Annotated in this window: 29 protein-coding genes; 17 read left to right on the top strand and 12 right to left on the bottom strand. The window is 60.5% G+C overall.

The window, feature by feature from the left end; genetic code table 11:
* Positions 1 to 145: 145 nt before the first annotated feature.
* The gene (locus HX823_RS21135; protein ID WP_177076462.1) at positions 146 to 577 is read right to left on the bottom strand and encodes a MarR family winged helix-turn-helix transcriptional regulator; all 432 of its coding nucleotides are present in this window, start codon (positions 575 to 577) and stop codon (positions 146 to 148) included.
* Positions 578 to 658: 81 nt separating this feature from the next.
* Here HX823_RS21135 and HX823_RS21130 point away from each other — a divergent pair, with 81 nt between their 5' ends.
* Complete coding sequence (locus HX823_RS21130) at positions 659 to 1,825, top strand: PLP-dependent aminotransferase family protein (RefSeq protein WP_033900867.1); 1,167 nt, start codon at positions 659 to 661, stop codon at positions 1,823 to 1,825.
* 10 nt (positions 1,826 to 1,835) lie between these two features.
* Entirely contained in the window at positions 1,836 to 2,438 is a 603-nt protein-coding gene (locus HX823_RS21125; protein WP_016976364.1) for a glutathione S-transferase family protein, read from the top strand.
* Here HX823_RS21125 and HX823_RS21120 read toward each other — a convergent pair whose 3' ends face one another.
* On the bottom strand, positions 2,439 to 3,323 hold the full coding sequence (locus HX823_RS21120) for a LysR family transcriptional regulator (RefSeq protein WP_038847455.1): 885 nt from the start codon (positions 3,321 to 3,323) through the stop codon (positions 2,439 to 2,441). It lies immediately after the preceding gene.
* 111 nt (positions 3,324 to 3,434) lie between these two features.
* Here HX823_RS21120 and HX823_RS21115 point away from each other — a divergent pair, with 111 nt between their 5' ends.
* Genes HX823_RS21115 through HX823_RS21105 form a run of 3 tightly spaced genes read left to right on the top strand, consistent with a single transcriptional unit; the run spans position 3,435 to position 6,365 of the window.
* The gene (locus tag HX823_RS21115; RefSeq protein ID WP_033900869.1) at positions 3,435 to 4,727 is read left to right on the top strand and encodes a CitMHS family transporter; all 1,293 of its coding nucleotides are present in this window, start codon (positions 3,435 to 3,437) and stop codon (positions 4,725 to 4,727) included.
* A gap of 1 nt (position 4,728) precedes the next feature.
* Positions 4,729 to 6,054 (top strand): acyclic terpene utilization AtuA family protein, encoded by a 1,326-nt coding sequence (locus HX823_RS21110; RefSeq protein WP_177076460.1) that lies wholly within the window; start codon positions 4,729 to 4,731, stop codon positions 6,052 to 6,054.
* On the top strand, positions 6,051 to 6,365 hold the full coding sequence (locus HX823_RS21105; protein ID WP_177076458.1) for a hypothetical protein: 315 nt from the start codon (positions 6,051 to 6,053) through the stop codon (positions 6,363 to 6,365). The genes HX823_RS21110 and HX823_RS21105 overlap by 4 nt, the downstream gene beginning before the upstream one ends.
* A 4-nt stretch (positions 6,366 to 6,369) precedes the next feature.
* On the opposite strand, the gene HX823_RS21100 is transcribed toward HX823_RS21105, so the two are convergent.
* The 5 genes from HX823_RS21100 to HX823_RS21080 form a co-directional block, all read right to left on the bottom strand.
* Entirely contained in the window at positions 6,370 to 6,741 is a 372-nt protein-coding gene (locus HX823_RS21100; RefSeq protein WP_016976368.1) for a glutathione S-transferase N-terminal domain-containing protein, read from the bottom strand.
* Positions 6,742 to 6,842: 101 nt separating this feature from the next.
* Entirely contained in the window at positions 6,843 to 7,388 is a 546-nt protein-coding gene (folE, locus tag HX823_RS21095) for a GTP cyclohydrolase I FolE (protein WP_003442011.1), read from the bottom strand.
* A gap of 78 nt (positions 7,389 to 7,466) precedes the next feature.
* Positions 7,467 to 8,024: a Smr/MutS family protein gene (locus HX823_RS21090; protein WP_177076456.1), complete on the bottom strand. Its 558-nt coding sequence runs from the start codon at positions 8,022 to 8,024 to the stop codon at positions 7,467 to 7,469.
* A gap of 75 nt (positions 8,025 to 8,099) precedes the next feature.
* Positions 8,100 to 8,420 (bottom strand): hypothetical protein, encoded by a 321-nt coding sequence (locus tag HX823_RS21085; protein ID WP_028617257.1) that lies wholly within the window; start codon positions 8,418 to 8,420, stop codon positions 8,100 to 8,102.
* A 141-nt stretch (positions 8,421 to 8,561) separates the two neighbouring features.
* On the bottom strand, positions 8,562 to 9,152 hold the full coding sequence (locus tag HX823_RS21080; RefSeq protein WP_177076454.1) for a cysteine hydrolase family protein: 591 nt from the start codon (positions 9,150 to 9,152) through the stop codon (positions 8,562 to 8,564).
* Between the two features lie 239 nt (positions 9,153 to 9,391).
* Here HX823_RS21080 and prmB point away from each other — a divergent pair, with 239 nt between their 5' ends.
* Positions 9,392 to 10,300, top strand: coding sequence for a 50S ribosomal protein L3 N(5)-glutamine methyltransferase (prmB, locus tag HX823_RS21075; RefSeq protein ID WP_016976374.1), 909 nt, complete (start codon positions 9,392 to 9,394; stop codon positions 10,298 to 10,300).
* 34 nt (positions 10,301 to 10,334) lie between these two features.
* On the opposite strand, the gene HX823_RS21070 is transcribed toward prmB, so the two are convergent.
* Both HX823_RS21070 and HX823_RS21065 read right to left on the bottom strand, forming a co-directional pair.
* A complete protein-coding gene (locus tag HX823_RS21070) occupies positions 10,335 to 11,141 on the bottom strand; it encodes a hypothetical protein (protein ID WP_177076452.1) in 807 nt (268 codons plus the stop codon).
* Positions 11,142 to 11,240: 99 nt separating this feature from the next.
* Positions 11,241 to 12,203, bottom strand: a complete 963-nt coding sequence (locus HX823_RS21065) for an alpha/beta hydrolase (RefSeq protein ID WP_016976376.1) — start codon at positions 12,201 to 12,203, stop codon at positions 11,241 to 11,243.
* Positions 12,204 to 12,346: 143 nt separating this feature from the next.
* Here HX823_RS21065 and aroC point away from each other — a divergent pair, with 143 nt between their 5' ends.
* The 4 genes from aroC to HX823_RS21045 all read left to right on the top strand — a co-directional run bounded on the left by aroC (position 12,347) and on the right by HX823_RS21045 (position 15,618).
* A complete protein-coding gene (aroC, locus tag HX823_RS21060) occupies positions 12,347 to 13,438 on the top strand; it encodes a chorismate synthase (protein ID WP_016976377.1) in 1,092 nt (363 codons plus the stop codon).
* 10 nt (positions 13,439 to 13,448) lie between these two features.
* Complete coding sequence (locus HX823_RS21055) at positions 13,449 to 14,609, top strand: MFS transporter (RefSeq protein WP_033900884.1); 1,161 nt, start codon at positions 13,449 to 13,451, stop codon at positions 14,607 to 14,609.
* Positions 14,606 to 15,136 (top strand): acireductone dioxygenase, encoded by a 531-nt coding sequence (locus HX823_RS21050; protein ID WP_038847442.1) that lies wholly within the window; start codon positions 14,606 to 14,608, stop codon positions 15,134 to 15,136. Before HX823_RS21055 ends, HX823_RS21050 begins: the two co-directional genes overlap by 4 nt.
* Before the next feature lie 212 nt (positions 15,137 to 15,348).
* The gene (locus HX823_RS21045; protein ID WP_177076450.1) at positions 15,349 to 15,618 is read left to right on the top strand and encodes a response regulator transcription factor; all 270 of its coding nucleotides are present in this window, start codon (positions 15,349 to 15,351) and stop codon (positions 15,616 to 15,618) included.
* Positions 15,619 to 15,677: 59 nt separating this feature from the next.
* Here HX823_RS21045 and HX823_RS21040 read toward each other — a convergent pair whose 3' ends face one another.
* Positions 15,678 to 15,956 carry a DUF3509 domain-containing protein gene (locus tag HX823_RS21040; protein WP_010208870.1) on the bottom strand — a complete coding sequence of 93 codons (279 nt, stop codon included), beginning with the start codon at positions 15,954 to 15,956 and terminating at the stop codon, positions 15,678 to 15,680.
* A gap of 352 nt (positions 15,957 to 16,308) precedes the next feature.
* Here HX823_RS21040 and HX823_RS21035 point away from each other — a divergent pair, with 352 nt between their 5' ends.
* The 5 genes from HX823_RS21035 (at position 16,309) to HX823_RS21015 (ending at position 22,008) form a co-directional block, all read left to right on the top strand.
* The gene (locus HX823_RS21035) at positions 16,309 to 18,135 is read left to right on the top strand and encodes a long-chain-acyl-CoA synthetase (RefSeq protein WP_177076448.1); all 1,827 of its coding nucleotides are present in this window, start codon (positions 16,309 to 16,311) and stop codon (positions 18,133 to 18,135) included.
* A 109-nt stretch (positions 18,136 to 18,244) separates the two neighbouring features.
* Positions 18,245 to 18,760: an ankyrin repeat domain-containing protein gene (locus tag HX823_RS21030; protein WP_177076446.1), complete on the top strand. Its 516-nt coding sequence runs from the start codon at positions 18,245 to 18,247 to the stop codon at positions 18,758 to 18,760.
* Positions 18,761 to 18,801: 41 nt separating this feature from the next.
* Positions 18,802 to 19,332: a hypothetical protein gene (locus HX823_RS21025; RefSeq protein WP_038847433.1), complete on the top strand. Its 531-nt coding sequence runs from the start codon at positions 18,802 to 18,804 to the stop codon at positions 19,330 to 19,332.
* A gap of 68 nt (positions 19,333 to 19,400) precedes the next feature.
* A complete protein-coding gene (locus tag HX823_RS21020; RefSeq protein WP_003172956.1) occupies positions 19,401 to 19,592 on the top strand; it encodes a PLDc N-terminal domain-containing protein in 192 nt (63 codons plus the stop codon).
* A 328-nt stretch (positions 19,593 to 19,920) separates the two neighbouring features.
* The gene (locus HX823_RS21015) at positions 19,921 to 22,008 is read left to right on the top strand and encodes an LTA synthase family protein (protein WP_177076444.1); all 2,088 of its coding nucleotides are present in this window, start codon (positions 19,921 to 19,923) and stop codon (positions 22,006 to 22,008) included.
* Between the two features lie 53 nt (positions 22,009 to 22,061).
* Here HX823_RS21015 and HX823_RS21010 read toward each other — a convergent pair whose 3' ends face one another.
* Complete coding sequence (locus HX823_RS21010) at positions 22,062 to 22,214, bottom strand: DUF3309 family protein (protein ID WP_015885095.1); 153 nt, start codon at positions 22,212 to 22,214, stop codon at positions 22,062 to 22,064.
* A 328-nt stretch (positions 22,215 to 22,542) separates the two neighbouring features.
* Here HX823_RS21010 and HX823_RS21005 point away from each other — a divergent pair, with 328 nt between their 5' ends.
* Positions 22,543 to 23,358 (top strand): SDR family oxidoreductase, encoded by an 816-nt coding sequence (locus HX823_RS21005; RefSeq protein WP_016976386.1) that lies wholly within the window; start codon positions 22,543 to 22,545, stop codon positions 23,356 to 23,358.
* A 129-nt stretch (positions 23,359 to 23,487) separates the two neighbouring features.
* On the top strand, positions 23,488 to 23,691 hold the full coding sequence (gene csrA / locus HX823_RS21000; RefSeq protein WP_038847428.1) for a carbon storage regulator CsrA: 204 nt from the start codon (positions 23,488 to 23,490) through the stop codon (positions 23,689 to 23,691).
* Positions 23,692 to 23,699: 8 nt separating this feature from the next.
* On the opposite strand, the gene HX823_RS20995 is transcribed toward csrA, so the two are convergent.
* Entirely contained in the window at positions 23,700 to 23,927 is a 228-nt protein-coding gene (locus HX823_RS20995) for a YheU family protein (protein WP_003192759.1), read from the bottom strand.
* Positions 23,928 to 23,985: the final 58 nt, after the last annotated feature.

The raw sequence follows: 23,985 nt of genomic DNA, 5'->3' as shown, positions 1-23,985 counted from the left end.
TCCAGCGCCGGTCACGGATGTGGGCAACAGCGCTTTGAGGTACTGGCGGGTTTTGTTGACCAATAGGTCAGGAACTCGCACGAGGCGAATTATGCTTTTGTATACAAATAAAGCAAATAATGTTTTCGAATAGCGGTGCGAAGGGCTAGTTCGCGCTCAATGCCTGATTGACCGCCAGCCATCCTGCCACCGCTTCTTCGCCCGCCTCGCTGAACGCACGTTGCAACAGTTTTACCTGTTCACGGCGCAACGACTGTTCGAAACGCAGGCCTTCCTCAGTCAATTCGAGCAGGCGTTTGCGCTTGTCGGTCTCGGACGCAACGCTGTTCACCAAGTGCATTTCCTGCAGTTGCCGCAATGGGATGTTCAGCGCCTGCTTGCTCACACCGAGCAATTCCAGCAGTTCCTTCACGCTCAAGGTCGGGTAGCGTGCGATAAAAAACACGATGCGCTGATGCACCCGGCTCAGGCCGCGGCGCTCAAGCATCTCATCGGCCTTGGCGGTAAACGCTTGGTAGCCGAAGAAGAACGCTTCCATGGCGGTTTGCTGGGCGGTGGGATTTTTAAGGTCAAACATATTGACGTATCCGTGTGAGTCGTCGTAATTTCGGTCAACCAGTTTGACGTATTTCCCACAGGCTTTGCTACCGGTGACCTTATGGCCTTCTCTGAACGTGTTACGCGCCTCAAAAGCTCCCTGATCCGTGAAATCCTCGCGGCAGCCCAGCGCCCGGAAGTGATGTCGTTTGCCGGTGGCCTGCCGGCCGAAGCCATGTTGCCCGCGCTGAACTGGGACGACATGCCCCTCAACATCGGCCAATACGGCATGAGCGAAGGCGAGCCGCAGTTGCGTGAACAGCTCGCCGCCGAAGCCCGCGCACTCGGCGTGCCATGCCAGGCCAGCCAGGTGCTGGTAGTGAGCGGTTCCCAGCAAACCCTGGACCTTGCGGCCAAGCTGTACATCGATAAAGGCACGCAGATTCTGCTGGAAGGCCCGACCTACCTGGCCGCCTTGCAGATCTTCCAACTGTTCGGTGCCGATTGCCTCACCGTACAACTGGAAGCCGATGGCCCGAACTTGAGCGCGTTGCGCGCCAGCCTCGAACGCCATCGCCCGGCGTTCATCTACTTGATCCCGACCTTCCAGAATCCGTCGGCCGTGCGCTACAGCGAAGCCAAGCGCGAAGCCGTCGCCGCGTTGCTCGATGAGTTCGGCGTGACCCTGATCGAAGACGAGCCCTACCGCGAACTGACCTTCGACGGCGGCAGTGCCAAACCCATCGCCGGGCGCCTGAAGAAGGCCAGCTGGATCTACACCGGCACCGTGTCCAAGACCCTGTTGCCTGGCCTGCGCGTCGGCTACCTGATCGCCAGCCCGGACTTGTTCCCGCACCTGCTCAAGCTCAAGCAATCGGCTGACCTGCACACCAACCGTGTGGGCCAATGGCAGGCGATGCAGTGGATCGGCAGCGAAAAATATCAGCAGCATCTCGTGGAACTGCGCAGTTTTTACCGCCAGCGCCGCGATGCATTCCAGGCTGCGCTACAGTGTCATTTCGCCGATCTGGCCGACTGGCAAGTGCCCCAAGGTGGATTATTCTTCTGGCTGACCTTGAAACAGCCACTCGACACCCGCACCTTGTTGGCGCAAGCGCTGGAGCAGAACGTCGCGTTCATGCCTGGTGAACCGTTCTTTTCCGAGCCGGACCACCATCACGGTTCGTTGCGCCTCAATTTCAGCCATATCGACCCGGCCCGCCTCGACGAAGGTCTCAAGCGCCTGGCCGCGGTGGTCCGTCAAGCACAGCACGCGCAAGCGGCATAAGGGGAGCCCCATGTACAAGGTTTATGGCGATTACAAGTCGGGCAACTGCTACAAGATCAAATTGATGCTCAGCCTGCTGGGCATCCCGTATCAATGGATCGATGTGGACATCCTCAAGGGTGACACCCAGACCGCCGAATTCCTGGCGAAGAACCCCAACGGCAAGATCCCCGTGCTGGAACTGGAAGACGGCACCTGCCTGTGGGAGTCCAACGCGATCCTCAATTTCCTGGCCGATGGCAGTGAATTCCTGCCGTCCGAGCCGCGCCTGCGCACCCAAGTGCTGCAATGGCAGTTCTTCGAGCAGTACAGCCACGAGCCATACATTGCGGTGGCGCGGTTTATCCAGTTTTACCTGGGGCTGCCCGAGGATCGCCTGGAGGAATACAAGAAGCTGCACAAGGGCGGCTACAAAGCGCTCAAGGTCATGGAGCGCCAATTGCAGCTCACGCCGTACCTGGTGGGCGATCAGTTCTCCATCGCCGATGTGGCCTTGTATGCCTACACCCATGTGGCGAATGAGGGTGGTTTTGAGTTGGAGGCTTATCCGGGTGTGCAGGCGTGGTTGAAGCGTGTTGCCAGCCATCCCAAGCATGTGGCGATGCTCGATTGATCATCCGCGCAATTCGTTGCTCAATAACTCGAAACACCGCTGCGCTGCCGGGCTCAAGCCCATCCCGCTGCGACTGATCAAGCCGATCTCCCGGTTCACGCCGGGATGATCGATGTTGATGCGATTCAATCCCTCCAAACTGTCCGCCGCCGACTCCGGCAGCACACTGATCCCCAGCCCCTGGCGCACCAGGGCCAACACCGTGGACATGTAGTTGGCCTCCATGCCGGCGTTCATTGTCAGGCGCGTCTCATCGAACAGTGCATCCACTTGCTCGCGCACGCTGCTGTCGCGGCCGGTGAGGATGATCGGTTGGTCGGCCAATTGCTCCAGGGTCAGTTGGCGATGGCGGGTGAGCGGATGATCCACCGGCACGAACGCACACAGGCGATCATTCAGCACTGGTACGAACTCCAGGCCATGGCTGAGCCGTGCGCGCACGCCGATACCGAAATCTACCTCGCCGGAACGTACCTGGGCATGAATACGGTGGGCCACCAGATCATGCAGGCGTACCTCGATTCCGGCAAAACGTTCGCGAAACAAGCGTAGAACCGGCGGCAAACTGCCGGCGCACACCGAGGGCAGGGCGGCGATGGTGACCACGCCCCGGCGCAGGGCGGCGAGGTCGCGGGAGCCGGTGACAATGTTGTCCAGGTCCAGCAGCAGTTTTTCCATGGGGCCGCGCGCGTCCTGGCCGGCGGCGGTAATGGTCACATGTCGCGGGCTGCGGTCGAGCAGGGCGACGCCGAGCCAGTCTTCCAGCTGTTGAACTTGTACGGTGAGTGCGGAGGGCGACAGGTGCAACTCGTTGGCGGCCTTGGTAAAGCTGCCCGTGCGAGCCACCGCCAGAAACGCCTGAATGTGTTGGATACTGTTCTTCATTTTGTTTTTCCGAACACTAGCGGGTGAATATTCCAATTTACAAAGACTAACCCGCTTCCAATACTCCAGGGAAAACAATAACCGGCCAACAAGGCCGCTCTGGAGTAACCCATGCTCGCTACCCTGGGTGTCATCACCATCCTGTGCCTGCTCGCTGCCGTCATGAGCAAACGCCTCTCGCCGCTGGTGGCCCTGATCGCCTTGCCGATCATCGCCGCGTTGCTCGGCGGGTTCGGCCTGCAAACCAGCGCCTTCATCATCACCGGTATCAAGAACGTCGCCCCCGTGGTGGGCATGTTTGTGTTTGCGATCCTGTTTTTCGGGATCATGACCGATGCCGGCATGCTCGATCCCATCATTGACCGCATCCTGCGCACGGTCGGCACGCGTCCTACACGCATTGTCGTAGGCACCGCGACCCTGGCGCTGTTGGTGCATTTGGACGGTTCCGGCGCGGTGACTTTTCTGGTGACGGTGCCGGCGATGCTGCCGCTGTATACACGGCTGGGTATCGATAAACGCATTCTGGCGTGTGTCTGCGCGATGGCAGCCGGGGTCAACTTTCTGCCGTGGACCGGCCCGGTGCTGCGCTCGTCGGCGGCCCTGCACGTGCCGGTGGCAGACCTGTTCCAACCGCTGATCCCGGTGCAGATCGTCGGCCTGGTTTTCGTTTTCGCCTGCGCCTGGTGGCTTGGCCGTCGCGAAGAAAAACGCCTGGGCCTCGGCGCCGGCTCCACCGTGGACGCGGTGCCGCAACGGGTACTGAGCGACGACGACATCAAGCTACGTCGTCCGCGGCTGTTCTGGGTCAACCTGATCCTGACCGTGCTGGTGATGGTGGTGATGATTGCCGGTTGGGTCGACCCCGTGGTGATGTTCATGCTCGGCACCGTGGTGGCGCTGTGCATCAACTATCCGAATGTGGACGCTCAGCGCGCCCGCATCGACGCCCATGCCAAGACCGCCCTGACCATGGCCAGCATCCTGCTCGCCGCCGGGGTGTTCACCGGGATCATGCAGGGCACCGGCATGCTCAAGGCGATTGCCGAGGTGGCGGTGGCGCAGATTCCGGCCGGCCACGGCAAGTTGATCCCGGCGGTGGTGGGCTTTATCTCCATGCCGCTGAGCATGTTGTTTGACCCGGATTCCTACTATTTCGGCGTGATGCCGGTGATCGCCGAAGTCGGCAAGGCCCTGGGCGTCGACCCGCTGCAAGTGGCCCAGGCCTCGTTGCTGGGCGTGCACACCACCGGCTTCCCGGTCAGCCCGCTGACCCCCGCGACCTTCCTGCTGGTGGGCCTGTGCAAGATCGAACTGGCCGATCACCAGCGCTTCACCATTCCGTTTCTGTTTGCCGCGTCGGTGTTGATGACCCTGACCGCGTTGCTCCTGGGAGTTATTTGAGATGAAAACCTTGCGCATCGGTTCCGGCGCCGGCTATTCCGGCGACCGTATCGAACCTGCCGTAGAACTGGCCGAGCACGGCGAACTGGATTACCTGGTGTTCGAATGCCTGGCCGAACGCACGATTGCCTTGGCGCAACAGGCACGCATCAGCGATCCCGAGGGCGGTTACGACCCGCTGCTGAGTGAGCGTATGCGCCGCGTGCTGCCGTTTGTGGGCGTAAGGGCCGGGCGTCGTCGCCTACGGGTGATCACCAATATGGGCGCGGCCAATCCGGTGTCGGCGGCCAGTGAGGTGCGGCGAATTGCGCGTGAACTGGGCTTTGCGCTCAAGGTCGTCGCGGTGGTCGGCGATGACGTGTTGGATGTGTTGAAGCCTGACTTTCTGCTGGATAACGGCCAGAGGGTCGGCGCCTTGGGTGAGCGGCTGATTTCCGCGAATGCCTACTTGGGCGTCGACGGCATTCTGCAGGCGTTGCACGCGGATGCCGACGTGGTGATCACCGGGCGCGTGGCCGACCCTTCGTTGTTCCTCGCGCCACAGATGTTTGAATTCGGCTGGGCCGCGGACGATTGGCAGCGCCTGGGGCGCGGCACGTTGGTGGGGCATTTGCTTGAATGTGCCGGGCAAGTCAGCGGCGGCTATTTTGCCGATCCTGGCTTCAAGGATGTGGAGGACCTGGCGCGTCTGGGTTTCCCCTTGGCCGAGATCACTGCGGACGGCGAGGCGGTGATTACCAAGGTAGCTGGGTCCGGCGGGCGGGTCAGCCGTGCGACCTGCACTGAACAGCTGATCTATGAAGTGCACGATCCGGCGGCGTACCTCACGCCTGACGTGACGGCGGATTTTTCCCAAGTGGGGTTTGTGGAGGAGGGCGTTGATCACGTTCGCGCCCAAGGTGCAGACGGTCGCGCGCGCCCCGAACAGCTGAAAGTCAGCGTCGGCTATCTGGACGGTTGGATTGGTGAAGGGCAGATGTCCTACGGCGGTCCCGGCGCTGTCGCACGGGCGCAACTGGCGCGGGATGTGGTCCTCAAGCGCCTTGAGTTGATGGGCGTGAAGATGCAAGACGTGCGTGCCGAACTGATCGGCATGGACTCGCTTCACGGCCCGCGCAGCACGGTCGAGCCCTGGGAAGTGCGCCTGCGCGTGGCGGCTCGCTGTGAGGCGCGCGGTGAGGCGGTACGCGTCGGCAATGAAGTGGAAACCCTCTACACCAACGGCCCGTCGGGCGGCGGCGGCGCGAGCAAAAGCGTGCGTCAGGTGGTAGCGGTAGCGTCGTTGTTGCTGCCGCGCGATAAGGTCAACCCGAGGATCGAAGCATGAAGCTGCAGAGGCTGGCCCATTCCCGCACTGGGGATAAAGGCGATACGTCGAACATTTCGATCATTGCCTATCGTGTCGAGGATTACCCACTGCTCTGCGAACAGTTGACGGCCGAGCGCGTGGCCGAGTTTTTCGCGGGGTTGCGTGAGCCCGGCGCAGCGCCTGTGCGGCGCTATGAATTGCCGAATGTGCAGGCGCTGAACTTCGTGTTGCCGGGCATCCTGCGCGGTGGCGTCACCCGCTCGCTGGCGCTGGATGCCCATGGCAAGTGCCTGGGCTCGGCGCTACTGGAACTGTCGATTCAGCGGTAGGCGGTCAAACCCCGGCGAAACGCTTGTCCAGATAATCAATGATCACCTTGGAGTCGTACATCCAGGTGGTCTGGCCATTCTCTTCGATACGCAGGCACGGCACCTTGATCTTGCCGCCTTGCTCCAGCAGGGTCTGGCGGTCCTGTTCGTTGTTCTTCGCATCTTTCAGCGCGACGGGCACATTCAGGCGGTGCAGGGTGCGGCGGGTCTTTACGCAGAAGGGGCAAGCGTGGAACTGATACAGCGTCAGCTCCTTGGCCGCTGCATTCACCTGTGCCTGTTGCTCGGCGGAACGCTGCTTTTTGCGTGGGCGGGTAAGAAAGTCGCCCGCGATGATGACGTGGCCGAGGCCCACTCGAAGTGCTTTGACGAACATGGCTGAAACCTCTTGCCCATGAAGAAGGGGCCGCAGCTTACCTCAATTTTGCAGGCGAAAAAAAACCGGCGATGAACGCCGGTTTTTTCGTCCGCAGCCGGTTACTTGATCAGGCTGAGGAATTCGCTGCGGGTGGCCGCGTTTTCGCGGAACTCACCCAGCATCACCGAGGTGATCATCGACGAATTCTGCTTCTCCACACCGCGCATCATCATGCACATGTGCTTGGCCTCGATCACCACGGCCACGCCCAGGGCACCGGTCACTTGCATCACGGCATCGGCGATCTGGCGGCTGAGGTTTTCCTGGATCTGCAAGCGGCGGGCGTACATGTCGACAATCCGCGCAACCTTCGACAGGCCCAGCACCTTGCCGCTTGGGATGTAGGCGACGTGGGCCTTGCCGATGAACGGCAGCAGGTGGTGTTCGCACAGCGAGTACAACTCGATGTCCTTGACCAGCACCATTTCGCTGTTGTCGGAGCTGAACAAGGCACCGTTGGTGACTTCTTCCAGAGTCTGCTCATAGCCGCGGCAGAGGTACTGCATCGCCTTGGCGGCACGCTTTGGCGTGTCGAGCAGACCCTCGCGGGAAACGTCCTCGCCGAGTTGGCCGAGGATCGCGGTGTAATTCTGTTCCAGGGACATGAAACTACCTGTGGGATTTTCGCAAAGCGCAAGGTTACGGTGGCGGGCACATCGCTGCAAGCCTGGCGATGGCACTTGTTACTCGTCGCGCCCTTCCATCATCGTACGCTTGAGCATCACATACACCGCCCCCGCGCCGCCGTGGCGGGCCTGGCATGAGGTAAAGCCGAGGACCTGGGCATGCTGGCGCAGCCAGGTGTTGACGTGGCTTTTGATCATCGGGCGCTTGCCGTCCAGCCGCACAGCCTTGCCGTGGGTGACGCGTACGCAGCGGATTTCGAACTTGGTGGCTTCAGCGAGGAAGGCCCACAGGGTTTCCCGGGCTTTTTCCACGTTCATGCCATGCAGGTCGAGACTGCCTTCGAACGGGATCTGGCCGGCCTTGAGCTTGCGTATCTGGCTTTCCTGCACGCCATCGCGGGCCCACATCAGCTCGTCTTCGGGGCCGACATCGATCACGAACTGGTCCGACAGGCCGTCCACGGTGGTGGCATCGGTGCGCACGGTCGCGGCCTGGCGCAGCTTGGCGATCTGCGCCCGGTCGGCCTTGGGTTTGCCGGTGTCGGCGCGGTCGTGCTTGATCGGCTTGACGCCGCGCAGCTCGTTTTTGAACAGGGAAAAATCGTCGTCTTGCATGTTGGCCTCCGCGAAGGGCGGGCAGTTTACCTAAATCGCGGCGGCCAGGGCGCAGGAAACGCTATCCAAGCGCCATCAGTCGTGCTTTTTCATCAGGTGTGAAGCGATGTTCAGCGACAACGGTTGACGCATCTTCCGACGGCTGCGCCGCCATAACCATACGCCCAACCACAGCACCAGCAGCCCGATCACCAACAAAATCGCCGAGCCGCCAGGGCTGGCATTCAATTCACCAAGGGCTGGCGAGTGACCAAACAAACCGGCGCCACCAGCGCCGGCCAACAGCAAACCAACTATCGCCAGCAACGCGGCAATGCCGGCTACCAGGCGCAGACGCCAGTTGCTCGGGCCCTTGGGGCGCAAGCGACGAGCGTCAAAACCATCGGATATCTTCATTCCGACCTTTCCTCCAGGGTATCGGCCCTTCGACCGGACAATACACAGGTTGTTCCGGGGGGAGGGGTAAATGCGCCAAATGAGAGGGCTTTGCAGATGAGCGGGGCCGTAAACAGGCCGCGCCGCTCATCAGAAGGTCGATCAGATCAGATCTTTGGTCAACGCCAGGGTGGCGAAGTTGTCGGCCATGATGGCCATTTCGGTTTGTTGCACGTGCTCGGCGCTGAGGATGCCACCTTTGTAAGGCAGGTCGCGGGTGGCGCAGGCGTCTTCCACGAGGGTGCAGCGAAAGCCCAGGTTCTTGGCGGCGCGCACGGTGGTGCTGACGCTGGAGTGGCTCATGAAGCCGCAGACGATCAGGTCCAGGGAGCCGAGGTCCTGCAAGTGTTTTTCCAGGCCGGTGCCATGAAAGGCGCTGGGCAGCAGCTTGCCGATGATGGTTTCGTCGCCTTCCGGCTCAAGCCCTGGAATGAATTCGCCGCGTTCGCCCTGTGGGTCGAACAGGCCGCCCACGGTGCCCAGGTGACGCACATGCACGATCGGGCGCCCGGCGCTGCGTGCGGCGGATACGAGTTGCTTGATATTGCCGACGGCCGCGTCCATGCCCGAGAGGGCGAGCGGGCCGCTGAGGTATTCCTTCTGGGCGTCGATGATCACGAGGGTCGCATGGCTGAGGTTCGCTGCTGCGTAACCACGACCGCTGAGTTGAAACATCGTCTTTGGAACGGACATTCTGGGGCTCCTGTGAGGGGGGCTTTTGCGACATTGTCCACTGGCTGAGCGGTTCTGTGAATCGCTACCATCGTAAGGTACGCCGTTGTTGACGTGCAGCCATGTCAAGAGGTGGGCCTGTTTAACACAATGATGGTAATTTGGATGAAATCCGACGGATGGCGACGGGCTTTCGTACATCGTCGGTACAGGTGAAGGCTGTTAGAATCGCCAGTCGTTTTTTCCAGGAGCTTGCCCCCGTGACCACTTCCCGCCTGCGCACCTTGCGCGACCATATCCGTTGGGCTGTCAGCCGTTTCCATGGGGAAGACCTGTTTTTTGGCCATGGCACCGATAATGCCTGGGACGATGCCCGGCAACTGGTGCTCGGTGCCTTGCACTTGCCGTGGGAAATTGCCGACAGCTACCTCGACTGCAACCTGGAAGAAGAGGAAGTCGCCCACCTGCAACGCTTGTTGCATCGCCGCATCCACGAACGCGTGCCGACACCCTACCTGATTGGTGAGGCCTGGTTCTGTGGCATGTCGTTTATCGTCGATGAGCGCGTGCTGATCCCGCGCTCACCGATCGGCGAGCTGATCGAAAACCGCTTCGAGCCCTGGTTGGCGCAGCCGCCGGCGCGCATCCTCGACCTGTGCACCGGTTCCGGTTGCATTGGTATCGCCTGCGCCTACGAGTTCCAGGACGCCGAAGTGGTGCTGGGGGACTTGTCCTTCGAGGCCTTGGAAGTGGCCAACCAGAACATCGAGCGCCATGGCGTCGATGAGCGTGTCTATACCGTGCAGGGTGACGGTTTCGACGGCCTGCCGGGCCAGCGTTTTGACCTGATCGTGTCCAACCCGCCGTATGTGGATGCCGAAGACTTCGCCGATATGCCTGACGAATACCAGCACGAACCGGAGCTGGGCCTGGCCTGTGGCGACGACGGTTTGAACCTGGTGCGGCGCATGCTGGCCGAAGCGGCGGACCACCTGACCGAGAAGGGGTTGCTGATTGTGGAAGTGGGCAACAGCCAAGTGCACGTCGAGGCACTGTACCCGGAAGTGGATTTTGCCTGGCTGGACTTCCAGCGCGGTGGTCACGGGGTGTTCATGTTGACGGCTGAGCAGTGTCGTCAACATCAGGCGGTGTTTGCCGCCCGAGTTTAATCGTTACCCGCAGGGCGCCCAATCAACAGGGCGCCTAGCGGTGAGTTGCAATCCAGATCAACAACCCCGCCTGAAACACCGTAAACGCCACCAGGCACGTGATGGTAAAGCGCAACCCGCTGTCTTCACGCTTGAACTTGGTGACCTTTTCCTCTTCCTTGCGCAGCTTCACTTCCTGCTCTGCCAGGTTCTGTTCTGCCTGTTGCAGCATCTGCGCCGCTTCCAGGATTTCTACGAACTGCACCTTCTCGGTGTTCCAACTATCCAGCACGTCACTGACCTTGCCCGGCTGCACATTACCCTTGAGGTGCTGCACATCGGCGTAAGCCACATCAAAACCCTGGATGCGCAGGAAGTGATCGCGGCGCAGGCGGGTGGCTTCGTTCAGCGCATCTTTGTTGGCCAGGTCAACGCCGTCGACGCGGTAGTGCGACCATTTCTTTTTCGCCCAGGCAGCGCCTTGGGCCACCAGGAAGCGCCCGATGCCACGGTTGGCCGGTTCGATTTCCAGGCTGTTGCCAGGGCCGAAGTGCACGCGGTGCGTGTCGTGGTCGACCCAGATATCCAGGTGATTCTGTTCACGGCGCACGCGCTGGCCGGGCAACTGGATGACCATGCGCAGCAGGCTGTGGTGTTTGTCGTTGCGCTCGGCATAGCCGAACTGCACGAAGCGCAAAGGCCGCACGCCCGTGGCGCGGTCGGTGGCCAGGGGCGCCAGGCGCAGCATCTTGAGATGCTCAGCCTGGACATCCGCCCACGGCAGGGGCGCCGCGTCGACGGCCTCGGTTTTGTCAGCCGGGGTGTCGGCGGTGGATTCCGGTATTGCTTCAGTGGTTGTCATGCGGCGCGATCCTGTCCAAGCCCAGCGAGTCGACAGTCTTTTTACTGTCGACTCTGGGCTTATCGGCCGCTTTCCCCAGGACTGGAGGCAAATTGTCGCTTAACGGGGTTGAAGTCCGTCGATAAAGCGCACCAGGCGGTTGCCCAGCTCGGCGGCGAGGGGCAGTTGCGGGTCGTTGTAGGAGGCCAATTGCTGCTTCACATCGTTGGGCACGATGCGCATCACGTGGTTCATGCCCTCAATCAGCACAAGCTGCGCGTCGGGCTTGGCTTTTTTAAGTTGCTGGGCATCGCCCACGCCGACCTGGATATCGTTGGTGCCCTGGATGATCAGTGCCGGCATGTTCAATTTGGCAAAGGCTGCCGACGGATCGGCACGAAACAGGCTGATCAGATATGGCTGCACACTGGGTCGGAAAATGCCTTCCAGCGGGCCAGGCACATCCGCATCCACTTGGCCGGCCTTGAGGTGATCGAGGATTTGGTTGCTGCGCAGCAGCAGGGCAGGGGGCAGGTGATCGGCCAACTGTTGGCGGATCACTTGATCCACCGGGCGCGCACTGCCAGACAACGAGACCACGCCCGCCGGGTCCAGTTGCGGCGCGGCGAGGGCGGCCACCAGCGCACCTTCGCTGTGGCCCAGCACAATCAGCGGACCCATGCGTTTGTCGGCCTTGAGCAGTTTGCCCCAGGCCACGGCGTCGGCGACGTAGGCGTCGAGGGTCAGGTTGCGTTCGTCGGGGGTGGCCGCCAGGCTGGCCGCGACGCCGCGTTTGTCGTAACGCACGCTGGCAATGTTATGCCGCGCCAGCACCCAGGCCAGGCGCTTGAGGCTGTCGTTGCGCGCACCGTCGGCGCTGTTGCCGTTGCGGTCTGTAGGGCCGGAACCGGCGATGATCAGCACCACCGGCACGGGTTTGTCGGATTTAGGCAGTAAGAGTGAGCCAAACAGCTCGCCGCTGCCGGTGTCCAGGCTGATAGGCCGTTGCAACACCACGGGGGAGGCGGCGAAGCCCAGGCTGGAAAACAGGGTGAGGGTCAAAAGCAGAACTCGCAGCATCATCGCGCCATCATTGGAGAGGTGCCGGTTGGACCAAGGTCTACCGCTAAGGTTTCGAGGATGAACTACTCGGTTAGCCTGCGTATACTGGCCGCCTTAAGTTATTACGGTTGACTTGATTCAACTGATTTCACGGAGCGCCCTGCATGTCCGGCAATACCTTCGGCAAGCTGTTCACTGTCACCACCGCGGGCGAAAGCCATGGCCCGGCGTTGGTCGCCATTGTCGACGGCTGCCCGCCCGGCCTCGAGCTGTCCCTGGAAGACTTGCAGCGTGACCTCGACCGCCGCAAGCCCGGCACCAGCCGCCACACTACCCAGCGCCAGGAGCCCGATGAAGTCGAGATCCTCTCCGGCGTGTTCGAAGGCCGCACCACCGGTTGCGCCATCGGCCTGCTGATCCGCAACACCGACCAGAAGTCCAAGGACTACTCGGCGATCAAGGACCTGTTCCGCCCGGCCCACGCCGACTACACCTATCACCATAAATACGGCGAACGCGACTACCGTGGCGGTGGCCGCAGCTCGGCGCGCGAAACCGCGATGCGCGTGGCGGCCGGTGCCATCGCCAAGAAATACCTGGCGACCCAAGGCATTGTGATCCGTGGCTACATGAGCCAGTTGGGCCCGATTGAAATCCCGTTCAAGACCTGGGACAGCGTCGAAGACAACGCCTTCTTCAGCCCTGACCCGGACAAGGTGCCGGAACTGGAAGCCTATATGGACCAGTTGCGCCGTGACCAGGACTCCGTCGGCGCCAAGATCACCGTGGTTGCCGAAGGCGTGAAGCCCGGCCTGGGCGAACCGATCTTCGACCGCCTGGATGCTGAACTGGCCCATGCGCTGATGAGCATCAACGCGGTGAAAGGCGTGGAAATCGGCGCGGGTTTTGCGTGCGTGTCGCAGCGCGGCACCGAGCACCGTGACGAGCTGACGCCGGAAGGTTTTCTCAGCAACAACGCAGGCGGCATCCTCGGTGGCATTTCTTCGGGTCAACCGATTGTGGCGCACCTGGCGCTCAAGGCGACGTCGAGCATCACCACGCCGGGCCGTTCGATTGATGTGCACGGCAACCCGGTGGACGTGATCACCAAGGGCCGCCACGATCCGTGCGTCGGCATCCGGGCCACGCCGATTGCCGAAGCGATGATGGCCATCGTGTTGATGGACCATTTGCTGCGCAACCGTGGGCAGAATGCCGATGTTCGCGTGAGTACGCCGGTGCTGGGCCAGCTGTGACGGCTCGGCTGTGACAGCCCTCCCGTACTGGCGCCTCTCCAGCTTCTACCTGTTCTACTTCGCCCTCCTGGGGGCGACGGCGCCGTTCCTGGCGCTGTACTTCGACCACTTGGGCTTCTCCAGCGCGCGCATCGGCGAGCTGGTGGCCATCCCTATGCTGATGCGCTGCGTGGCGCCCAACCTGTGGGGCTGGCTGGGTGACTACACCGGCCGGCGTCTGGCCATCGTACGTTTTGGCGCGGTGTGCACCCTGGCGAGTTTTTCGCTGATCTTCATCAGCCATACCTACGCCTGGCTGGCCCTGGTCATGGCGCTGCATGCGTTCTTCTGGCATGCGGTGCTGCCGCAGTTTGAAGTCATCACCCTGGCGCACCTGCAAAAACAGACCTCGCGCTACAGCCAGATCCGATTGTGGGGCTCCATCGGGTTCATCCTCACCGTGGTGATCATGGGCCGCCTGTTCGACTGGCTGAGCCTGGACATCTACCCGGTGGTGGTCGTGGTGATCATGGCCGGCATCATCGGTGCCAGCCTGTGGGTGCCGAATGCGCAACCTGCCAGCCACGGCAATCGTCTGGCGGGCGAGGGTTTCCTCAAACAATTGCGCAGCCCCGGCGTCCTGGCGTTTTATGCCTGCGTGGCGCTGATGCAGATGAGCCATGGGCCGTATTACACCTTTCTCACCTTGCACCTCGAACACCTGGGCTACAGCCGCGGTGTGATTGGTATGCTGTGGGCGTTGGGCGTGGTGGCGGAAGTGCTGATGTTCCTGGCCATGAGCCGCATCCTTTCGCGCTTTTCGGTACGCCGGGTGCTGCTGGCGAGTTTCCTGCTGGCGGCGCTGCGCTGGCTGCTGCTGGGCTCGTTTGCCGAGTTTTTCTGGGTGCTGTTGCTGGCGCAGGTGATGCACGCCGCTACCTTTGGCAGTTTCCATGCGGCGGCGATTGCCTTTGTGCAGCGCAGTTTCGGCGACAAGCAACAAGGCCAGGGCCAGGCGCTGTATGCCGCGTTGGCCGGCACCGGTGGCGCATTGGGCGCCCTGTATTCAGGCTACAGTTGGAACCTGTTGGGGCCGACCCTGACCTTCAGCATCGCCAGTGTCGCCGCCTTGGCGGCCGCCGTTATCATCGGTTTTCGATTGCAAGAGCAGAACCAAGGAACCCTTCAATGAGTTATGTCGCTGTCTACTCCGTCGCTACACCGGAAACGCCGAACAAGGTCCTGACCCATTTTGACGACATCGCCGCCACCCTGGCCGAGCAGGGCGTGCGTTTTGAGCGCTGGCAGCCCGGCCCGGTCGAGAAGGGCGCCAGCGATGGCGAGTTGATTGCCGCCTGCCAGGCGCAGATTGATCAGCTCGGCTACCGCGCCGCCGAGGTGATGAGGGATGCCGGCGACCCCGCGCAGAACGCCGAATTACGTGGGCAGTTTCTCGATGAGCGCCGCTACAGCGAAGACGATGCGCGTTTTTTCCTTGCCGGCCAGGGCCTGTTCGCGTTGCATATTGGCGATTACGTATACGCCATACGCTGTGAGAAGAATGACCTGCTGGTGATCCCGGCCGGTGTGGCACATTGGTTCGACATGGGTGAGAACCCGCACTTCGTGGCGTTGCGTTTATTCAATACCGAGAAAGGGTGGGTGCCAGCATTCACCGGTGACGATATTGCCCGGCGTTTTCCCGGTTTGGATGACTGATCGCGAGCTATCAGAATCTTCAAGTCCCGCATGTTGGAAGTTGTTGTGGGAAGAAACTTAAGCTCATGTAGGGGCTTGCTGTTTATTCTCATGGGTGCGCCTTAATCCCACGCCTTATGTAACTCTCTTCGGCAATAGCGTTTATATCATCCGTCAATAGGAGGAATCCGAAGGGTGATAGGTCGTCAGCCAATAATAAAGGAGAGGAACTAATGAGAGGCTCAAGGGAATCGTTTCTGGCGCCGTATACGGTGCCCAACGCTGTCAGGCGGCGCATTAATCTGGCGGGCAAGAGCCTGACTCGCACGGAGCTGGAAATACTGCGTTGGGCCTCGGAAGGCAAGACCGTGTGGGAGATCAGTCAGATACGCGCCACGTCCGAAGCCACGGTAAAATTCCACCTGCGCAATATCTACGGCAAGTTGGAAGTCAGTAACCGCGTCCAGGCAATGAATGAAGCGGCGCGCAAGGGCCTGTGCTGAACGCATGAAAAAGGGCCGCGACACCCCTGGGTGTCGCGGCCCTTTGCTTTTGTGGTTGATTAAGCCGAATGGTAGGTCGGCAGGGCAAAGCGGTTCTGGCTTTGCAGCATCGAAATCTGTGGCAGGTCGCTGGCTTGTTCAGCCAGGTCGCGGCGGATGGCGCTGATCACCCAAGTCAATTGGTCGGCCGTGTGCAACTGCTGGTACGAGATCGAGCGCTTGACCTGTTTGCCTTCACTGTTACGCAGGGTCAACAGGATGCCGCCGTCGGGACGTGGCTGGGTGGTGACGTCGTAGTTGGAGAATACTGAAGCGAATTTATCTTGGATCAGGCTCATGTCTATCAGCTCCGTTGGCTCAAGTTGGCAAGCATGGAGTGATAGGTGCAGTGATTGTGCCAGCTATTGATTTTATAAAATATCGTTATAAATCAATAAGATATAAAAATTGCAGATTTTCGATTTCGTGCAATTTGCATGAATGGCCATCATGCATCCTGCATTTTGCGTGGCCCGTCGGGGTCGAACGGGCCCGCCATTACTCCTACAGACTGCCCTGGCGTCGCTGAATTCCTTTTTTCGGCGGTCGTTCATCGGGATACAAAACTTTTCAAATCCTGCGTGTACAGCCGGAGAGAGGCTGACGTACTTTCCTGCAAGGTTTACGAAGAATAAGAAAAAGGATGTTCCCATGAGCCAACCGCCAAACGACATGATCACCTGGGGCATGATGCTGCGTAAGGTGCCCGCCATTGTTCGCGCCCTGCCACGGGTAGTGCGCGGCATGCGTGCCGCCAACGTCACCGACCCTCAGCAGCCCTGCGGCCTGGGTTGGACCTTCGAGCAAGCCACCCAGCGCAATCCGGATGGCGCCGCGTTGTTGTACGCCGACCGCGTGCTCAGCTACACCGAGGCCAATCAATCCGCCAACCGTATCGCCCACCACTTGCAGGCCCAGGGCATTCGCAAGGGCGATGTGGTGGCGATGTTTATCGAAAACCGCCCCGAGTTGCTGCTGAACGTGCTGGCCGTGGCCAAGCTGGGCGGCATCTGCGCCATGCTTAATACGGCGCAGACCCAAGCGGCGCTGGTGCACAGCCTGAACCTGGTGAGCCCGGTGGCGATTGTGGTGGGCGCGGAATTGGTGGCTGCCTATGATGCCGTACGCGATCAAGTGGACATTCCCACTGCACGGTCCTGGTTTATCCCGGAGCAGCAGGCCGTTGTGACGCCCGAGGGTTATGTCGACCTGATGGCCGCCAGCGCCGACGCCCCGGTGGATAACCCGATCAGCAGCGCGCAGATCTTTTTCAACGATCCCTGCTTCTATATCTACACCTCTGGCACCACCGGCTTGCCCAAGGCCGGCATCATGAAACATGGCCGCTGGACCAAAACCGCCGTCAGCTTCGGCAGCATCGCCCTGGACATGGGCCCGGACGACGTCCTCTATTGCACCTTGCCGCTGTACCACGCCACCGGCCTTTGCGTGTGCTGGGGCTCGGCGATTGTCGGGGCGTCAGGGTTCGCCATCCGGCGCAAGTTCAGTGCCAGCCAATTCTGGGATGACGCCCGCCGCTTCAAGGCGACCACCCTCGGTTATGTCGGTGAATTGTGCCGTTACCTGCTCGATCAACCCGCCAACCTCAACGACCGCGATCACCGCGTGACCAAGATGGTCGGCAATGGCTTGCGCCCCGGCGTGTGGGCGCAGTTCAAGGCGCGGTATGGGGTTGAGCATGTCTGCGAGTTGTATGCAGCCAGCGACGGCAACATCGGCTTCACCAATGTATTGAACTTCGACAACACCGTCGGCTTTTGCCTGCAGCACTGGGCGCTGGTGGACTACGCCCACGACACCGGCGAGCCGATTCGTGGCCGCGATGGCTTCATGCACAAAGTAAAGACTGGCGGGCAAGGTTTGCTGCTGGCCAGGATCGATGAAAAGTCGCCCTATGATGGCTACACCGACCCGGAAAAGAACCGCAAGGTGATCCTCACCGACGTATTCGAGAAAGGCGACCGCTACTTCAATACCGGCGATCTGGTGCGCAGTATCGGCTTCGGTCATGCGCAGTTCGTCGACCGCCTGGGGGATACCTATCGCTGGAAGGGTGAAAACGTCTCCACCACCGAGGTGGAGAACGTGTTGCTGCAACACCCGCAGATCGCTGAAGTGGTGGCCTACGGTGTGGAAATCGAAAACACCAACGGCCGCGCCGGCATGGTTGCCATCACCCCGAGCGAATCGCTGGCCTCGTTGGATATGCGCGAGTTGCTGCAATTCGCCCACGGCCAGTTGCCACATTACGCGGTGCCGCTGTTCCTGCGCATCAAGGTCAAGATGGAGACCACCGGCACGTTCAAATACCAAAAGGTGAAACTCAAGGAGGAGGCATTCGATCCGCAGAGGGCAGGCAATGACCCGGTCTATGCCTGGTTGCCAGGTTCGGACTGCTACGTGCCGGTCACTGGGCAGCTATTGGCGCAGATCCAGGGCGGACACTTTCGTTATTAAGCCGCGCTATTGAATATGCCTATGGAGGCTTTTGACAAAAAAGCCATGACAGATGGGAACTCCCTCGCGACACTGGGCGCCATATAGAGGACAAGACAAGGAGCCCCACATGTCAGACCAAGCCAAACAAATGACCGATGACGAAGCCGCAGAATTTGCCGAACAGGTGTTCGACGTCGCCCGCAAAGGCGACGCCGCCATGCTTGCCGCGCTGCTGGCCAAGGGCTTGCCAGCCAACTTTCGTAATCACAATGGCGACACCTTGCTGATGCTCGCGGCCTATCACGGTCATATCGAGGCAGTAAAAGTGTTGCTGGAGTTCAAGGCAGACCCGCTGATTGCCAACGACAAGAATCAGCTGCCAATGGCTGGCGCGGCGTTCAAAGGCAACCTGGAGGTGGTCAAGGCACTGATCGAAGGCGGTGTGCCAGTGGATGCGTCTTCCTCCGATGGCCGTACGGCACTGATGATGGCTGCGATGTTCAACCGCGTGGAAATGCTCGACTACCTGCTCGGCCAGGGCGCCGATCCCAAGGCCACTGACGCCCAAGGCGCAACCGCGTTGGCGGCGGCACACACCATGGGCGCGGTGGATACGGCGGCGAAATTGCAAAAACTGGTGTAGGCTACCCGCCCTCGAAAACCGCCCGCCACAGGACCACACCCATGAAAACCGCCCTCGTCGAACTCATCAGCAAAATCAGCGCGGGTGTCATGAGCGAGGAAGAAGTGGCGCGCATTGCCGATGAAGCGGCCCAGGCCTACGCGGACCCCGCGGCGTTTCTGGCGGCCAACCCGGATATCAACTACGACGACAGCTTCCCGATTCCGTTGGGCGAGTGGGTCGTCGTCGGCAGCCTGCCGGAGACCGTGCTGTTCCAGGCCGACACCTATGGCGACCTGTTCGCGCAAATCGTCGCCTCGTTCGGTCCTGGCGTGGCGTTCAACCTCAAGCCCAAGCAGCTGGCGAAGACTGAGGACCTCACGGCGCTGAACCGCATCCAGATCCAGATGAGCGCCCTGAGCCCGGAAGATGGCGGCTATGTGCTGCTTAACTTCAGCCAACTGCTGGATGACGAGATCCAGGCCGTGCTGGTCTATGGCAACGACTTGCCGCGCGTGCTGGAACTGTGCGCCGAGGTGGGCATCAAGGGCGAGCCCTCCCTGGAAGCGCTGAAGATCGCCGTTCACGTCTGAAATAAAACGGAACCCCCGCCAGGGCTGGCTATCCTACAAGTGCATGCCCCCACTTTAGGAGCGACACCATGGGTTCCACTTTTAATGGCTTGATCGGGCTGATCATCCTGGCCCTGGATATCTGGGCGATCATCAACGTGTTCAAAAGCGGCGCGAGCACGGGCGCCAAGGTGCTGTGGATTTTGCTGATCCTGTTGTTGCCGGTGCTGGGCTTGATCATTTGGGCAATCGCCGGGCCGCGCGGTAACGTGCGGATCTGACCCCGCAACGCTTAGTCGATGCAGTCGGTGTGGAAGAGGGGCAAGCCTTCTTCCACATTTTTTTGTGTCCAAATATTCGCTACACAGAATTTTCACACAGCGTTTTGGACAATTCCCTTCGCTTTGCTTCCTTGTAGGAGAGGTCTGTCAACGGCCTGGAAAAGCACCACAAAGACGTGTTTTCCCTCAGTAATCAATAGCGTTGATGGCATTCATCGGGCACCATTTGCGCCAACGCGCTAACCCCCCTGTTCCTACACGCTTGGGTGTAGGCAGGATGCCGCTGCAATATTTCGCAACTTAAACCTCCAATGGGTCCTAAAACGACATGGCAAACCCGGACGCCCTGAATCAGCAGCGCGCTTCAAATCGCTTGCTGCAACCGACCGTCAAATCCCATCTGGCGTACACGCTGCTCTGCGCACTGGTCATGATGGTGATGTTCTCCCTGCTGCGCCTCGCGCTGCTGGTGTACAACCGTGAAATGATCCTCGACACGCCGGCCTCGACCTTCCTGGAAGCGTTCGGCAATGGCACGCGCTTCGACATCCGCTTTGTGATGTACGCATTGGTCCCGCTGCTGCTGGCTCTGTTCAGCGTCCGCGCCATGGCTGCGCGTGGGTTCTTCCGTTTGTGGCTGACTGTCGCGTCCAGCATTGCCCTGTTCCTGGGCCTGATGGAAATGGACTTCTACCGCGAATTCCACCAGCGCCTCAACGGCTTGGTCTTCCAGTACGTGAAGGAAGACCCGAAAACCGTGATGAGCATGCTCTGGTACGGTTTCCCGGTGGTGCGCTACCTGCTGGCCTGGGCCGTGGGTACGCTGATCCTTAGCATCGCCTTCAAAGGCGCCGACCGTGCAACACGCCCGCGTGGCCCGTTCAGCGGTGGCAGCATCGGCACCCGCCAAGTGGCGCCGTGGTACACGCGTATTGCGGTGTTTGTGGTGTGCCTGCTGGTCGCCGTGGTCGCCATTCGCGGCACCCTGCGCCAGGGCCCGCCGCTGCGTTGGGGTGACGTGTACACCACCGATTCGAACTTCGCCAACCAGTTGGGCCTCAATGGCACGCTGTCGTTGATCGGCGCCGCCAAGGCGCGTTTCTCCGAACACCGTGATAACACCTGGAAGGCCACGCTGGAGCAGCCGCTGGCAACCCAGACCGTGCGTGACATGCTGGTGCTGCCGACGGAAAAACTGGTGGATACCGACACCACCGCCGTGCGCCGCGAGTTCACCCCGCCGGCCGAGAAAACCCTGCCGATCAAGAACGTCGTCGTGATCCTGATGGAAAGCTTCGCCGGTCACTCGGTCGGCGCCCTGGGGCGTCCGGGTAATATCACGCCGTACTTCGACAAACTGTCCAAGGAAGGCCTGCTGTTCGACCGCTTCTTCTCCAACGGCACGCACACCCACCAAGGCATGTTCGCCACCATGGCGTGCTTCCCGAACCTGCCGGCGTTCGAATACCTGATGCAGACCCCGGAGGGCAGCCACAAGCTGTCGGGCCTGCCGCAGTTGCTCAGCGCGCGCAAGTTTGACGACGTGTATGTCTACAACGGCGATTTTGCCTGGGACAACCAGTCGGGCTTCTTCAGCAACCAGGGCATGACCAACTTTATCGGGCGTAACGACTTCGTCGACCCGGTGTTCTCCGACCCGACGTGGGGCGTATCCGACCAGGACATGTTCAACCGTGGCCTGGAAGAGTTGAAAGCCCGCGAAGGCGGCAAGCCGTTCTATGCCTTGCTGCAAACCCTGTCCAACCACACGCCGTATGCCTTGCCGACGCCATTGCCGGTGGAGAAGGTCACGGGCCGTGGCAGCCTCGACGAGCATTTGACGGCGATGCGCTACTCCGACTGGGCCCTTGGCCAGTTCTTTGAAAAGGCCCGCAAGGAGCCGTACTTCAAGGAAACCCTGTTTGTGATCGTGGGCGACCATGGTTTTGGTAACGAGCAGCAAATTACTGAAATGGACCTGGGTCGCTTCAACGTGCCGATGCTGATGATTGCACCGGGCATGCAGGAGAAGTTCGGCGAGCGTGACCACACTGTCGGTACGCAGATCGACATCGTGCCGACCATCATGGGCCGCCTCGGTGGCGAGACCCTGCACCAGTGCTGGGGCCGCGACCTGCTGAACCTGCCGGAAGGCGACAAGGGCTTTGGTGTGATCAAGCCGTCGGGCAGCGATCAGACTGTGGCGCTGGTCACCGGCGATCGCATCCTGGTACTGCCCAAGGAAATGCCGCCGAAGTTGTGGGAATACGAGCTGGGCGCCAACCCGACCGGTAAGGTGATTCCAGAGTCGCCGGACGAGGGTGCATTAAGGCAGAAACTGGAGTCGTTCCTGCAGACGGCAACCAAGAGCCTGTTGGATAACACCGCTGGCGTGGTTGACGGTAAGCCGGACTAAATAACCGGCAATAAAAAAGAGGCCTTTAAAGGCCTCTTTTTTTTGCCTGGCTTTTATATCCGGCCGAGCAGCAGTAGCACCAGCAGGACGACCAGCACAACACCCAGAATACCTGACGGGCCATAACCCCAGTTACGTGAGTGAGGGAATACTGGCAGACCACCGACCAGCAGGAGGATCAGGATAATGATCAGAATGAGGCTCATGGTTTTTTTCCTTATTGGCCTTCTGCAAAGACCGGTTATTAACGATAGGCCCGCTAGTTGATTCACGAACGCCTTAACAACTCCGACTGTTACCCTCTGCGGAAAATTCAGTATTTTTTTAAAGCATTTCGCACACTTGCTTATTTCTTTTAATGCGTTCGCAAATACGCGTTGTTAGTTGAAAAATATTGAACTTAGGCTACACGCGAACCTCCGACCCGGCTGCCGGTTTGCCAGGGGCATTCATCATTCTGATGGTGGATGGGGGCAGGAAGAACCTTCGCTACACTGCCGGTCACTTCTTCCGTGAACCACAAGGCTACCTCCTATGCAAAATCGCATGATGATCACTGGCGCCGGGTCGGGCCTGGGCCGCGAAATCGCTTTGCGCTGGGCCCGTGAAGGATGGCAGTTGGCCTTGTCAGACGTCAGCGAACCTGGCTTGCAGGAAACGCTCAAGCTCGTACGCGAGGCGGGTGGCGACGGGTTTATCCAGCGTTGCGACGTGCGCGACTACAGCCAACTCACCGCGTTCGCCCAGGCGTGCGAAGTGAAACTGGGTGGCATCGATGTGATCGTCAACAATGCCGGCGTGGCCTCCGGTGGTTTTTTTGCCGAACTGTCCCTGGAAGACTGGGACTGGCAAATCGCGATCAACCTGATGGGCGTGGTCAAGGGCTGCAAGGCGTTCCTGCCGCTGCTGGAAAAGAGCAAGGGCCGCATTATCAACATCGCGTCCATGGCGGCGTTGATGCAGGGCCCGGCGATGAGCAACTACAACGTGGCCAAGGCCGGAGTGGTCGCACTGTCGGAAAGCCTGCTGGTGGAACTCAAGCAGCAGGAAGTCGGCGTGCACGTGGTATGCCCGTCATTCTTCCAGACCAACCTGTTGGATTCGTTCCGTGGGCCGACCCCGGCGATGAAGGCCCAGGTAGGCAAGTTGCTTGAGAGCTCGCCGATCTCGGCGGCGGACATTGCCGACTACATCTACCAGCGCGTGGCAGAAGGCGAGTTCATGATCTTGCCACATGAACAAGGGCGGATGGCGTGGGCGTTGAAGCAGAAGAACCCGCAACTGCTCTATGACGAGATGACCACCATGGCTGACAAAATGCGCGCTAAAGCGCAGGCGGCCAAGGGCTGATCAGGTAGTAGTCTGTCAGGCAATTTACCTGCGTTTGTAGGTATGGCCTGATTTCGCGGCAAGCCATTGCTGCGGTCCACCCCCAGCGCGCATGGTCGAGGTCCTTTCACTGTTAAAAGGACAACCGCCATGCTGGTCTTAAGCCGCGCTGTAGGCGAAGTCATCTCCATCGGCGATGACATCGCCGTGCACATCCTTGAGTTGAACGGTAACCAGGTGAAGTTCGGCGTTGAAGCGCCGGCCGGGGTGCATGTTCATCGCGCGGAGGTGTACCAGAAGATCCTCGAGCGCCAAGACGCCAGAACCCATCCGGTGCCTGTGCCCAACCCCTGAAAACCCGCTCAGTCGAACAGATGCTTGGGCACATCGTGCTTGAGCATCAACTGGCACTGCTCGCTCTCGGGGTCGAACACGATCAGTGCCTGGCCCTTGGTCAGCGCCTGGCGCACGCGCAACACGCGGGTTTCCAGGGGCGTGTCGTCGCCATTGTCGGTGCCGTCGCGGGTGACAAAATCTTCGATGAGACGGGTCAGGGTGTCGACTTCAAGTGCGTCGTAGGGAATCAGCATACAGGCCTCGGGTGATGGATCCCGGCGATGCTACTGCGCCGGGACCCTGGTTGCCAGC

Source organism: Pseudomonas sp. P7759 (assembly GCF_013386445.1).
In the GTDB taxonomy this organism is placed as follows: Bacteria; Pseudomonadota; Gammaproteobacteria; order Pseudomonadales; family Pseudomonadaceae; genus Aquipseudomonas; species Aquipseudomonas azotoformans_A.
Note: the sequence above shows the minus strand (reverse complement) of the source record. Positions and strands in the feature narration are given on the sequence as shown.